10 protein-coding genes are annotated in these 13,518 nt (G+C 40.2%); 3 read left to right on the top strand and 7 right to left on the bottom strand.

Features of this window, described 5'->3' with window-relative positions; translation table 11 throughout:
• Positions 1-104: 104 nt before the first annotated feature.
• Positions 105-557, bottom strand: coding sequence for a GNAT family N-acetyltransferase (locus V7121_RS06840; protein WP_335546164.1), 453 nt, complete (start codon positions 555-557; stop codon positions 105-107).
• 219 nt (positions 558-776) lie between these two features.
• Between V7121_RS06840 and V7121_RS06835 the strand changes: the two genes are divergently transcribed.
• Entirely contained in the window at positions 777-2,432 is a 1,656-nt protein-coding gene (locus V7121_RS06835) for an FAD-binding dehydrogenase (protein WP_335546117.1), read from the top strand.
• A 31-nt stretch (positions 2,433-2,463) separates the two neighbouring features.
• Positions 2,464-2,781 (top strand): antibiotic biosynthesis monooxygenase, encoded by a 318-nt coding sequence (locus V7121_RS06830; protein ID WP_335495077.1) that lies wholly within the window; start codon positions 2,464-2,466, stop codon positions 2,779-2,781.
• 339 nt (positions 2,782-3,120) lie between these two features.
• On the opposite strand, the gene V7121_RS06825 is transcribed toward V7121_RS06830, so the two are convergent.
• The 6 genes from V7121_RS06825 to V7121_RS06800 all read right to left on the bottom strand — a co-directional run bounded on the left by V7121_RS06825 (position 3,121) and on the right by V7121_RS06800 (position 12,221).
• Entirely contained in the window at positions 3,121-6,255 is a 3,135-nt protein-coding gene (locus V7121_RS06825; RefSeq protein ID WP_335546115.1) for an SMC family ATPase, read from the bottom strand.
• Positions 6,252-7,397 (bottom strand): exonuclease SbcCD subunit D, encoded by a 1,146-nt coding sequence (locus V7121_RS06820; RefSeq protein WP_335546113.1) that lies wholly within the window; start codon positions 7,395-7,397, stop codon positions 6,252-6,254. Before V7121_RS06820 ends, V7121_RS06825 begins: the two co-directional genes overlap by 4 nt.
• Positions 7,398-7,588: 191 nt before the next feature.
• On the bottom strand, positions 7,589-7,789 hold the full coding sequence (locus tag V7121_RS06815) for a cold-shock protein (protein ID WP_007083969.1): 201 nt from the start codon (positions 7,787-7,789) through the stop codon (positions 7,589-7,591).
• A 330-nt stretch (positions 7,790-8,119) separates the two neighbouring features.
• A complete protein-coding gene (locus tag V7121_RS06810; protein ID WP_335495082.1) occupies positions 8,120-9,931 on the bottom strand; it encodes a TIGR04190 family B12-binding domain/radical SAM domain protein in 1,812 nt (603 codons plus the stop codon).
• A 166-nt stretch (positions 9,932-10,097) separates the two neighbouring features.
• Complete coding sequence (locus tag V7121_RS06805) at positions 10,098-10,451, bottom strand: ArsR/SmtB family transcription factor (RefSeq protein ID WP_335495084.1); 354 nt, start codon at positions 10,449-10,451, stop codon at positions 10,098-10,100.
• Positions 10,452-10,472: 21 nt separating this feature from the next.
• Entirely contained in the window at positions 10,473-12,221 is a 1,749-nt protein-coding gene (locus tag V7121_RS06800) for a SulP family inorganic anion transporter (RefSeq protein ID WP_335495085.1), read from the bottom strand.
• A 431-nt stretch (positions 12,222-12,652) separates the two neighbouring features.
• Here V7121_RS06800 and V7121_RS06795 point away from each other — a divergent pair, with 431 nt between their 5' ends.
• Positions 12,653-13,447 carry a TIGR00266 family protein gene (locus V7121_RS06795; protein ID WP_335495086.1) on the top strand — a complete coding sequence of 265 codons (795 nt, stop codon included), beginning with the start codon at positions 12,653-12,655 and terminating at the stop codon, positions 13,445-13,447.
• Positions 13,448-13,518: the final 71 nt, after the last annotated feature.

The following is a 13,518-nucleotide window of genomic DNA, read 5'->3' as shown; positions in this document are numbered from 1 at the left end:
TCTATGGTTACCTTATATGATAAAAAACTACTTTGTCGGTCACCATTACCTTTCTAAAATAACTTCCCGCTACGCTTGTGTAAAGGTCGTTGTCGCTGTTGTCATTATTTTTCCAACTTTCTTTTTTCAAAATTACTAATAAACAATCCAGGGGCAACCTCCATGTCGCCCATTAATTCATAGCCATTCTTCAAATATAAATTTTTAGCAGGGAGATTTTCTTTTCCAGTTGTCACTCTAAAAACAGTTACTCCCCGATGACTCTCCTCCACTTCAGTTAGTAACCTTTGCGCGATCCCTTTTCGGAAATGGTTCGGATGGACAACCATGCGGCAAATCGTTAACCCGCCCTCATCAATGGTAAAGGAAAGAGCGCCAGCTAGTTCACTGTCTCCAAAATAACCGATAAATGACTCCTCACATTCTCTTAATTCATTGATTGTTTCTACTAAAGGCGGGATTTCAAAAAAATTAATTAAATTTGCTTCAACGAGGTAAGAGGCCTTTTGGAGTGCAAACAGCTCCGCTACTATATTTTTATTTTGTAAATCAATCATTTTAATCAATGGATTACCTTCCTCTCTATATTTAATAATATGATATAACAACCCAATAATTTAAAATAGTCATAATGATAGAAAAATAAAAAACCCAAACCGTGATAAAACATTTTACAAATTATTTTCCATTTATAATATGATATACTTATACTTACTTTTCAGACAATTCAAGATATTTCTATTCTAGTGAGGTCTTAATTATAGAGGAGGATTAAATTGAACTATGAAGTGATTGTGGTTGGTGCTGGCCTAGCAGGTTTAGTAGCTACAGCAGAGCTTGCCGATGCGGGTAAGAAAGTACTCCTTTTAGACCAAGAACCTGAAGCCTCGCTAGGTGGCCAAGCATGGTGGTCGTTTGGCGGATTATTTCTTATCGATTCACCTGAACAAAGACGAATGGGGATAAAGGATTCGCGTGAGCTTGCCTGGCAGGACTGGCTCGGGTCAGCAGGGTTTGATCGTGAAGAAGATGAAGATTATTGGGGGAAAAAATGGGCTGAGGCTTATGTGGACTTTGCCGCAGGAGAAAAACGTCAGTGGCTAGCTGGGATGGGGGTTCGTTTTTTTCCAGTTGTCGGCTGGGCAGAGCGTGGCGGCTATACGGCTGAAGGCCATGGCAATTCAGTCCCCCGTTTCCACATTGTTTGGGGGACAGGTCCCGGTCTCGTTAAGCCATTTGAGGATCGAGTTCGAAAAGCGATGAAGATTGGACTGGTCGATTATCGTCCCCGCCATCGCGTAAATGAATTAATGAAGGAAAATGGTGCGATCGTTGGTGTTCGAGGGGATATCCTCGTTCCAAGTTCTGCTGCCCGCGGGGAAGCAAGCTCCCGAGAGGTCATTGGCGTGTTTGAGTTTCATTCATCAGCAGTTGCGGTAACTAGCGGGGGGATCGGCGGAAACCATGAGCTAATTAGAAAGAATTGGCCTGAACGGCTTGGAAAAGCCCCTCAATATATGATCTCTGGGGTACCAGAGCATGTGGACGGAAGAATGCTTGGGATTACGGAGAAAGTTGGCGGACGAATCGTCAATCGCGACCGAATGTGGCATTATACCGAAGGAATTAAAAACTGGGATCCCGTCTGGCCAAAGCATGGGATTCGAATCCTGCCTGGTCCCTCTTCCCTTTGGCTTGATGCCCAAGGACAGCGCTTTCCTGCGCCAAACTTTCCAGGGTTTGACACGTTAGGAACCCTTGAGGCTATTATGAAGTCAGGTTATGACTATTCATGGTTCATATTAACTCAAAAAATAATTGAAAAAGAATTTGCCTTATCCGGTTCCGAGCAAAATCCAGATTTAACAGAAAAGAGTATCAAAAAAGTGTTGGCTCGTGTCTTACCGGGCCCTACTGCACCGGTTAAAGCATTTATGGATAAAGGCGAGGATTTTGTGATTGCAAATACACTGCCAGAGTTGGTAGAAGGAATGAACAAACTATCCGGTAATAACCTGTTATCATTCAATAACATTGAACGGCTGATACTTGCAAGAGATCGGGAAATCGAAAATAAATTCACAAAGGATCTCCAAATTACAGCGATGCGTGGAGCCAGAAATTATCTGGGGGACAAACTAATTAGAGTGGCATCGCCCCATCGAATTCTTGATCCAAAAATGGGACCATTAGTCGCAGTTCGCTTAAACATTGTCAGCCGGAAAACACTGGGCGGACTACAGACTGATTTATCCGGAAGAGTCCTTGATATTTCAGGGAATCCCGTTCCAGGGCTATACGCAGCTGGAGAAGTATCAGGGTTTGGCGGCGGTGGAATCCATGGTTACCGCTCGTTGGAAGGAACCTTTGTCGGCGGCTGTTTGTTTACAGGAAGGCAAGCTGGACGCGCCATTGCTAAAGAATTATCATGAGTATGATGATGTTATTAAAGGAGGTGAGAATATGTCATCATTAGTGTTCATGGCGCTCTATCGCCCAAAACCAGGAAAAGAAGAGGAATTAAAAGAACTCCTTAAAATACATATCCCAACACTTCGCGAGCAAGAGTTAATTACTAGTCGAGAATTATTAACACTTCAAGCAGAGGATGGAACAATCATCGAGATCGCTGAGTGGAAGTCAACGGAGGCAATTGAAAAGGCACATCAATCTGATGCTGTCATGGCCGTTTGGGATAAGATTGGTTCGTTAGCCGAGTTAACAAGCCTTTCAACACTGGCCGAAGCTGGGCACCCTTTTCCCAATTTTAAACCTTTATAGAGTAAAATTTGAAAAAAACACAAACAGCAGTGTGATTTCAGGTTAATGAAATCCACTGCTGTTCGTCTTTCCGGATGATAAGCGGTCTTTTTTACCGTTCAAGGCTTTTTTCATCCCCCGGGGTCAAAAAGAGGCGCTCTTTCTTACCGTTCAACGCTTTTTTCATCCTTCAGGGTCAAAAAGAGGCCCTCTTTTTGACCGCCCAACGCTTTTTTCATCCTCCAGGGTCAAAAAGAGGCGCTCTTTCTTACCGTTCAACACTTTTTTCATCCTCCAGGGCAAAATAACCACACCCTATACCCCGCTTCTTTGCTATTTTAATGACTGCCAACCAATACCTTAATTCGTAAACACAAATTCCGTTCTGCTTCCCGTCTGGTCCGCCATGACTTCTAGTCTGACATCGATTCGTTCCTTCAGTTCCGGAACGTGAGAAATGATGCCAACTAAGCGGCCGCTGCTTTGGATATCCATTAAGGCTTCAATTGCTTGTTCAAGTGACTCAGGGTCTAGTGTACCAAAGCCTTCGTCGATAAACATCGTTTCCAGCGATACCCCACCGGCATAATTTTGAACGACATCCGCCAAACCCAGTGCAAGTGAGAGTGAGGCTTTAAAGCTTTCCCCGCCCGATAGTGTTTTTACATGCCGTTCCTGGCCCGTATATTGATCAAACACGAGTAATTCTAGGCCACTTTGAGCATTTCCTTTCGAGCGGTCTGTTTTTCGCAGCAATTGAAAACGACCCGAAGTCATTTTACGTAAGCGGCCATTTGCTTCTCGCAAAATATCATCGAGGAATGCCGCTAGTACATACCGTTCAAAGGTAATTCGGAAATTATTTTGTCCTTTAGCGATTTCATAAAGATGACCAATTAACTTATAGCGTTCTTCAAGTACCTTCATTTGTTCATTCAAGCTTTCCACGCGGCTGTAAATCTCTTCGTTGTCACGCTTTTTAACAAATAAATTCGTGTGTTGATGATTAAGCGATTCAATTTCGTTTGTTAATTTCTCTAACTCGAGCTTCATTCCCTCAACATCAGGTGTTTTCACGTCAATTAGAAGATCCGTTAGTTCTTTCAACCGATCCGAAACGGAGCGTAATTCTTCACGGTAACTGCGGATCTCTGTTTCTAGACTGCGGATTTCCGCTTCAGACCGTTTAGATTCGGCATAGGCTCCGTATTTTTCAAAGCCCTGCTCAGTTAATTTATTTACAAAGATTTCTTTTTCCAAGGCAAGTTCATGTTTTTTACTTTCATAATGCTTCTCGGCATCTACTAATCTTGCGGTTTCATTTGAATGTTTTTCTCTTACTTTCTGTAAGCGCTTCTGAGCATCTTCGAGTTGTTTAACTAATAATTCCTGCCGGTTTTTCGCAGCCAACAGCGCTTTTTCGTACTCTACTTCTGAACGTAGATTTTCAGGGATGTTGTTCATCATCCGCGATAGATTGGTCTTCTTTTCAGTGAATTGGACTGTTAATTCATTGATCAGCATGGAAACCTGCTGAATAGACTTTTGTAGGTTTACTTTTTCAATTTCTCTTCTCTCAATTTCACTTTTTACTTTATCCAGTATCTTAATCTGTTCTGTAAGCTTTTCTTGAGCATGAACAAGCTGGTTTTTAGCGGTAATGGCCTCACTTTTTGCAATAATTAATTGATCTGCAGTAAAATCACTACGGTACAAACGTATTTCTCTAATCATTTCTTCAACGGCTTCTTTTTGAGCTGCCACAAAGGACTGGCTTTGGTAAAAGGCTGCTTCATCTGTTGACTTTTCTTTTTCCCATTTAGACGCTTGAGCCTTGGCTGCCTTCATTTCATCTTCTGTCGGCAGACTAGCATCTTGCCCAACCGCTGGTGAGGGATGATGCTCTGAACCGCAAACAGGACAGGCTTCACCTGATTGTAGTTGTGCCGCTAATATCGCAGCCTGCCCATGCATCCATTTTTTCTCTAGTTGTTCCACTAAGACCCTCGCATCAGTAAATCGGGCAACCGTATTTTCATAACGGGCGGTGATCAATTTTAGATTTCCCTCTGCCTTTTGATGACGACCAAACAGCATTTCTAATCTTTCAAAGCGATCCAGCTCCGTTTTTAGTTTTTCAATTTTCCCTTCATTCTCGAGGTAGATAATCTTACCTTTTTCAATCCCGTCTTTTTTCGTTTTCCATTCACCTAACTGTGTTTCAAGTTGGCCAAGGAGTTGTTCAGACTGAACCTGCTTTTGCTTTGCTGCTTTTAATTCAGTATCCTTGCTTCTCGTTTCTTTTAATAAAGCAGAAAATGAATAAACATCGTCTCTCATATGAACTAATCGATTTAGTTCTTCGAGAGCTGCTTGACGTTCTCCCTCACGTTCCAGTTCCTGCTGAAGCCGTTGTTCATTTTCTTTTAAGAGTCCATCCAATTTGGCAATTTCCATTTGAATGGACTTCAAATTTCCTTCAAGCTGATCTAATTCTCGCTTTAACCGGTGACATAGTTCTTCCTGCTTTGCTAACAGAGCTGCTTTTTGGGCCCGATGTACCTGCTTTTCTTTCTCGATAAACACTTCTTCTTGCGAAACAAGTCTTGTTTTTTGTTGCTTCAATTCTTCTTTCGTTTGCAGTTGTTTTAAAATCGCCTCTGCTTCAAAAAGCTGCCCCTTCAGTTTGTCTTGTTCTCGATTCTTTTCTTTTAAATGGAGGGTAAGTTGGTTTAACACCTCACCCATACCTGAAATTTCTGCCTGTAAAAGCGGCATAATGATTGTGTCATTTACACTATCAGCTTCGATATATTCGCGGAGTTCTTCATTCGTTAGTGCCTGAATACGGCGAATCTGCTCATTTCGAGCTTGGACCTGGTCCTCAACAGATTTTTTCAGGTCTGTTGCTTCAACTTTCAGTCTATCTTCGACCATTTTGTATAATTGTGTATGGAACAACCGCTGTAATATCACTTCTTTATCCTTACTATCTGAAGTAAGCAGCTTGCGGAATTCCCCTTGCGGAATCATTAATATTTGCCGGAACTGATTCGCATCAATCAGCATAATTTCTTTAATCTTTTCTTCAACATCATTGATTTTAGAAGCGAGCAGCTTCTTTTCGCCATCTGACCATATATATAACTCTGCTTTTGCACCTATTTGTGTATAACCGTCACCTTTATCTTTCTTCTTTAGCTGCTGCGGTGAGCGAGTAATGGAATATGCTTTTTCACGAAGGGCAAAATCAAGTGATACCTCGGTTAATAACTCATCCTTGGCGAACTGGCTGCGAAGATCGGGACCATTACGATCCTCACCGCTCGCTTTTCCATAGATGGCATAGCTAATTGCATCAAAAATGGTCGTTTTTCCTGCCCCTGTTTTCCCCGAAATAACAAACATCGTGCGATTTCCTAGGGAGGTAAAGTCGATTTCTTCATATCCTGCATAAGGACCGAAAGCTTGCATCGTCAGTTTTAACGGTTTCATTTCAGTCTCTCCTCCCTTAGCACTTTTTCGATTACCTCTGTCATAGCCGCTTTTTTATCCAGAGAAAATTCTGAGGTCGTCATTTCTGTGTAAAATTGTTCAAACAACTCAATCTCTGACTTTTTCTCACTTCGAATCGACGTAAACGATTGTTTTTTCTTCAAATCAGTCAGATCTAATTTCCGTTCAAGATGAAGGACATTTGGGTACACCTGACGCAATTTATTGATTGGATCAATTAACGCTCCTTCATCAAGCAGAGTGATTTTTAAATAATCATGGACTGTCTCTTTTTCATAAAAATAAGGGTCAAGTAGTTCTTCTAAGTGCCCTTCCAGTTCACGCATATCATGTTTTGGTGCAAGCGAGCGATATCGATGCGTAAAATTCCCTTTATCGTCCATTTCTATGATGGAAATCGACTTTTTTTGCTTTGCTTCCGAGAAAGAATATTTTAACAGGGATCCTGAATATTTCACATTGTGGTGGTTAATGGCTTCCGGACTATGCAAATGACCAAGAGCGGTATATGAAAAGGGTTCGAACAATTCCGCCCCAACACACCCTGAGCCCCCTACAGATAAAATTCGTTCTGAATCAGACGTTTGCCCTCCTAGTACAAAGGCATGTCCCACCAAAACATTTGGCTCGTTAGGATTAAGCGTTTCTTCCATTTTACCAATCAATGCTTTCATTGCCTCTTGATGGGAATGGATGGAATCATCCCCGAGCAGCTGCCGGACGACGCCTGGCTCTGCATAAGGAACAAGATAAAAATTAACACCATTTATTCTGACGGGAGTAAAGCTTTGGGTTAATTTTCCTGATAGATAAAATTGACTGTGTTTATACCACGAACTCCCGAATGAAAGTCTTTCTGCACTATCATGGTTTCCTGCAATCGCTACAACGGGTGTTTTCAATTCAACATTGATTCTAAAAAGAATCTCATCGAGTAATTCCACGGCATCTGTCGGTGGTACCGAACGATCATATAAGTCGCCTGCAATGACAACAGCATCCGGCTTTTCCTCGGCTACTACGGTCACAAATTGCTCAAGTACTTCGCGCTGATTCTCTGTCATATAAATCCCATGGACAAGCTTGCCTAAATGCCAATCAGCTGTATGGATAAATTTCATTTGCTCACCCCAAATTATTATTCTGCGTTTTCCAATACTACTATTATAGCAAAATACTGTCAGAAATGAGCTTGGAAATGCTAGCTGTTTACTGGAACATCGGGTATTTTATCCCTTAGTCTATGAGTAACTATTAAAATACAAAAAACAGCCCGGAACAAAAGTCCGGGCTGTTATAATAGATTACAATATTATTTTTTAGTTACGTTAGCAGCTTGTGGTCCTCGAGCTCCCTCAACAACTTCGAAAGATACTTCTTGACCTTCTTCTAAAGTTTTGAAACCTTCTGTTTGGATAGCAGAGTAATGAACGAATACGTCGTTTCCATCTTCAGCTTCGATGAATCCAAAACCTTTTTCTGAGTTAAACCATTTTACTTTACCGTTTTTCATGAAAAAAAATCCTCCTATTGGCTTATACACGTAAGCCATGTGTAAATTCACCAAATTACAACGTGATAGCTTTACCTTCATTTCCTCATCCAAACATCGGTTAAAACTTTGAACAAGCTTGTAACATAAATCTAATCTCGTGCAACGGCTGACTAAATTTTAGCATTCTTTTTGCTTGACTGTCAATAAAGTCAGGGCAAGATAAACCTACAGAATTCTACATTTCCAGCTCATTTTCAAGTTATATTCGACTCATTTCGACATCAACTTCCGAGAGACAAACTCATGAGGATGAAAGCGTTTTTAATGACGCTATTTCGATGAACAAAGCTATTTTTTTAGGTTACTATTTTGCGAACTTGGAATAACCCTGATATTTCGGTCAATTTTTCCAACTCTGCACTTGATTCCTTTAATAATATCCTTAACTAGTAATTCCAAACCGATATAAGTTAACGATGGGAAATCTGCAAACAGCTTTTTAACCTCCCATTTCAATTCATTTTTCCCGCAAATACTATGTCGATTAATATTGTCGACTTCCTCCTTAATTTTTGCCATTTCAAGCTTTTGTTTTTCATTTGGGAGGAGCGCAATTTCATCTAGTCGCCTAAGGAATTCAACAGATTTTCCGATTTTGATTGCCACTTCATCATGAACATCCTTTGCGATGATCTCATTTCTATATTTAAATTCATTCAATTTTAGTGCAGAGTCATAGGTGGCCCTAACGATATCCTCCCTTGTCATGTGACTTGTTTCGTAACTAAGCATGTTTTTCCATGAAGGCTGTTTCATTGCCTCACGAAAATCCTCAAGACGATGGCAGAATTTTTTATATCCATATTTTTCGGGATGTTCAAACGCAGGACTGCCTGGATCAAGAAATGGGGACAGCGGCGCAACAAAATAGGAAATTTGTTGACTTTCCCCACATTCTTTGTGAATAATTTCACAAAAATCCACATTACGCATCGCACTGTCGTAGTCTTGATGAGGAATTCCTGTCATGAAGAATAAATCAATTTTTGCACAGCCGTGTTTTAAAGCATATTTGAGCATCTCGATGACCTTTGCATTCGTGCATGGGAGCTTACCATTATATCTTCGAATATCCTCATCAGCAGATTCAAGGGTTAGTTCGATACTATATTTAGGCATTGCTTTATTTAATCGTTTGAAAAAATCCTCATCTGCATAATTAAATAATTCAAAGACTATTTCGTTTTTTAAATTCATTTTTTCTAAACCGCTTAAGAATTCATCGACATATTCCTTACCGCCCTGTCTAATATCGTTTAATAAAAAAATCGGAGCACGTGTAAATCGTTGGATCAACCTAATATCTTCAAGCATTTTTTTTGGTGAACGCATCACCAGTTTTTTTCGATTACAATTTAATTCATAGGCATCCTTCGAACCGCCACAAATTAAACAATTGTACGTACACCCTTTAGAAGTTAAGATAGCTGTATTTGGGTACTGCAGCCACCCTTTGTAGGGCAATGGATCTAGGAGGTTAAAATACTTAAAGACGGAACGGATAATGTAACGATAGCCTGGCAGATTGAATTCATCCAGACTATCAGGAACATAGGTCATCTTGTTAAAATAATAGGAATTTCCTTTTTTCCAGGTAAGATTGGGAATATCATCAAAGACATCATTGTCTTTGTATTCTAATTTATTGAGGAGCATCAGGATTAACTTCTCGGTTGTGTCACCACGGACGACAAAATCAATACAAGGATATTCAATCAGTTCTTTATGAAAATAGGTACTCGACAGCCCCCCAAACAATACAGGCGTGTTTGGATGATGTTTTTTGATAATTTTAGCCAGTTCGACACTGCCGTGGGCATGGGGAAGCCAGTGAAGATCAATCCCGAAGGCTTTTGTCTTTATTTTTCTAATTTTCTTTTCAACGTCAAAATTTGGATTTAAGAGCATTCGATTGGCAATATTGATGATTTTTACTTTTAAGCCAAATCGCTCTAAATAATCACCAATGCTTGTTAAACCAATCGGGTACATTTCAAATACCGGAGAGGACGGAACAACATCACTGATTGGACCAGTAAACAGCATCTCTTTTCGAAAATCATAGACCGTCGGGGGATGCAGCAAGACCAAATCATACATATTTATTCACCTTCCTATTTTTTCTATTTAATAGATTCATATTAATATTAATCTATATTTCCAATTGTAAGCGGTTATAATTATTACAAATTACCGATAATTACCAAAAAATAACAATAACCCGTTTATTACTATCTTTATATAAAAAATAAAAAAACCGAAGAATTTAATTCTTCGGCATCGCTGGTTCTTCTTCATCTTCTTTAAATTTGTCTAAGATCGTGATTGTATCCACGAGATGATTGTTAAAAATTTGTCTTGCAACAGCCAACAATTCGATAATCATCGGGTCCTTTAATGTATAGATAACTTTATTACCCTCTTTTGTTCCAGAGACAATGTTCTTCGCTCTTAGGATCGTTAGCTGCTGTGAAACAGCCGAGCCTTCACTTCCAACAAGGGTTTGAAGTTCATTAACGTTCTTATCCCCTTCTGCTAAGAGTTCTAAAATGCGGATTCTCAATGGATGTGCTAGTGCTTTGAAAAATTCCGCCTTAAATTGTTGCATTTCAAGATTCAAATTGTCCACTCCCATGCTTTTTTAAACCGTAGCCGTAAGTTTTGCTCTGCTTCCTTCTACAGCCTCTGCAGTTGATAATTTTTTGCATTCCCTAAAGGCGTAATGCTTACAACCCAGGCACTTATTTTTGTTAATATGCTCAAGGGCATATTGGATGGCTTCACCTGTATGCTCAAAAAAATGTTGCTCGCCAATGATTTGGTATAGTCCAGTCTTTTTCAAGACATTTTCTGGCTGCGAATTTAAACCTGATATCATGATTATACCACTTTTCGAAAAATGTCGAACGATACTTGATAGAGTTGCTTCCCCTGTTGTATCCATTAATGGAACCTTACTCATTCTCAGCAATAATATTTTCGGCCGATAGTTGATCGTGCTCATAATCGTTTTCTCGAACATTTCGGCTGCTCCGAAAAATAACGGGCCTTCCACATTGAAAATACTAATTTGCGGGCAATCATTGGTATCAGAGACGATTCCTGACTCTACTTTCTCATGTTTATGTTTGCGGTTCGGCAATGCTTTTGCTGTTACCATCACGTCGCTCATCCTTTTTGCAAATAGTATGGCTGACATGACCAAGCCCACCTCAACAGCCATTGTCAAATTGACAAAAACCGTTAGTAAAAACGTGACCATTAACACCAGTGAATCGGTCGACTTTGTTTTTAAGATGTGAGAAAAAATTTTTCTTTCGCTCATATTCCATGCCACAACCATCAGGATTGGTGCCATACTTGCTAATGGGATATACGATGCATAAGGAGCAAAAAACAGCAGCACCAACAAAACTACAATTCCATGGATAATTCCAGAAAACGGTGAAATCGCACCATTTTTAATATTTGTGGCTGTACGTGCGATCGCACCTGTTGCAGGTATTCCTCCGAACAAGGGGGTAATCATATTGGCAATACCTTGCCCAATTAACTCTTTATTGCTATTATGCCTGCTATTGGTCATGCCATCTGCAACAACAGCTGATAACAATGATTCAATCCCGCCAAGCATCGCAATAATGAATGCCGGCTTAATCATCTTGACAATGATGTCTACATTCAAGTTAGGTATATGAAGTTCTGGAAGTGTACTCGGTATTTGTCCATAGGCTGTTCCAATCGTCGCAATATGGGTTGGGTAAAATAAGGTTGCGATGACAGAGGAAACAATTAAACCAATCAATGGACCCGGTACCTTAGGTGCAATTTTTGGTGTTAAGATGACGGTTCCTAAACAAATTCCCGCTGTTAACACACTAAAAATATTAAGGGTATCTAAATGTACAAATATTTCTTGGACGTTTCTAATAAACTCTTCATGTTTCTCTATTCCCACTAAACCTAGGAAACTAGCAACTTGCCCAGTAAAGATCGTTACTGCAATCCCCGTAGTGAATCCAATCGTCACGGGTCTAGGGATATATTTTATTAATGAACCAAGTTTTAATAAGCCCATCAATAGAAGAATAACCCCAGCGAGAAACCCAGCTATGAGGAGATTGCCATACCCATAGGACATGACAATCCCAAATAAAATTGGAATAAACGCTCCGGTTGGACCGCCGATTTGATACTTAGACCCGCCGCATAAGGAGATAAGAATCCCTGCAACCACAGTGGTATAGATTCCATACTCCGGCTTCACCCCTGAAGCAATAGCAAAGGCCATTCCGAGCGGAATCGCGATTACCCCGACAATCAATCCTGAGAGGAGATCCTTAGGAACACTCCTTAAGGAATAATTATGGAATCTTTTATCAATTAACATATAAACCCTTCTTATCTTCTTATTTTTGTATATCTGATTATTTGAATATATGGTAATTCATCTTACTTGGCAAGCATTTTGTTTTAAAAAAATTTATTCTTAGCTACTTGTTTGTTTTACGAGACCGTGTTACAATAGCTAAGCGATGAGCTGAGTTGTGTAAGTCGAGAAACATTCCTTATGGAACACACTATGTGGAGTGTGGTTTTTCGCCTCAATACGCGAAAGACGTCTGTGCAAACAGACGTCTTTTTTTATTGTATAAGAAATTATAAAATATTTAATTGTGAATATATTGTTATACTCTCTCTGAATCCAGCCCCCGCGCCTAACACTTTTTGTTCTTTTATTTTGTTAAAATTAGCACTTTTTTCCTAAGTTTTTTATAATAGATATAGAATTGCCATTATATAAGGGTGGAGGGAAAATATATGAATAACCATGAAATCGAATATAAAATTTATGGAGATGACATGCAATTTGTTGAGGTCGAACTTGACCCACAGGAAACGGTTGTTGCTGAAGCCGGAAGTTTCATGATGATGGAAGATGACATACATATGGAGACAATTTTTGGTGATGGAAGCGGTGCAAGTGCTGGAAGCGGCCTGATGGGAAAATTATTTAGTGCAGGGAAACGTGTTCTGACTGGTGAAAGCTTGTTTATGACAGCCTTCACAAATAACGGCATGGGCAAGAAGCATGTTTCATTTGCTTCTCCTTATCCAGGGAAAATCATTCCCATGGACTTAAGCCAACTTGGTGGAAAAATCATCTGCCAAAAAGATGCCTTCCTTGCCGCAGCAAAAGGAGTTCAGGTAGGGATTGAATTTCAACGAAAAATTGGTGCCGGCTTCTTCGGCGGAGAAGGATTTATCATGCAAAAGTTAGAAGGCGATGGTCTTGCTTTTGTCCATGCGGGCGGAACAATTACTAAAAAAGACCTCTTACCCGGCCAGACATTACGTGTCGATACTGGTTGTTTAGTGGCCATGACAAGTGGCGTAAATTACGATATTGAATTTGTTAAAGGGGTTAAAACAGCGTTGTTCGGTGGAGAAGGCTTGTTTTTTGCTACACTAAGAGGACCTGGTTCAGTATGGATTCAATCATTGCCATTTAGCCGTTTAGCGAGCCGTGTTTTTGCGGCAGCTCCTTCTCGCGGCGGAGCTAAGGATGAAGGAAGTATCGCTAGAGGAATTTTTGATATGTTTAATGGGGACTGATTGGAGGGCAGGATCATTTTGATCCTGCTTTATTCATCGCAAAAACCGAGCAACTGCTCGGTTTTCTTATG

Origin of the sequence: Neobacillus drentensis (assembly GCF_036962125.1) — a bacterium.
Classification (GTDB): Bacteria; Bacillota; Bacilli; order Bacillales; family Cytobacillaceae; genus Neobacillus; species Neobacillus drentensis_B.
The sequence above is the reverse complement of the archived record's forward strand: the minus strand, read 5'-3'. Positions and strand labels throughout refer to the sequence as shown.

Excerpts from the sequence above, each read along its gene's own strand:
- V7121_RS06825 (WP_335546115.1), bottom strand. The coding sequence starts at position 6,255 with ATGAAACCGTTAAAACTGACGATGCAAGCTTTCGGTCCTTATGCAGGA.
- V7121_RS06830 (WP_335495077.1), top strand. The coding sequence starts at position 2,464 with ATGTCATCATTAGTGTTCATGGCGCTCTATCGCCCAAAACCAGGAAAA.
- V7121_RS06800 (WP_335495085.1), bottom strand. The coding sequence starts at position 12,221 with ATGTTAATTGATAAAAGATTCCATAATTATTCCTTAAGGAGTGTTCCT.
- V7121_RS06820 (WP_335546113.1), bottom strand. The coding sequence starts at position 7,397 with ATGAAATTTATCCATACAGCTGATTGGCATTTAGGCAAGCTTGTCCAT.
- V7121_RS06840 (WP_335546164.1), bottom strand. The coding sequence starts at position 557 with ATGATTGATTTACAAAATAAAAATATAGTAGCGGAGCTGTTTGCACTC.
- V7121_RS06795 (WP_335495086.1), top strand. The coding sequence starts at position 12,653 with ATGAATAACCATGAAATCGAATATAAAATTTATGGAGATGACATGCAA.
- V7121_RS06810 (WP_335495082.1), bottom strand. The coding sequence starts at position 9,931 with ATGTATGATTTGGTCTTGCTGCATCCCCCGACGGTCTATGATTTTCGA.
- V7121_RS06815 (WP_007083969.1), bottom strand. The coding sequence starts at position 7,789 with ATGAAAAACGGTAAAGTAAAATGGTTTAACTCAGAAAAAGGTTTTGGA.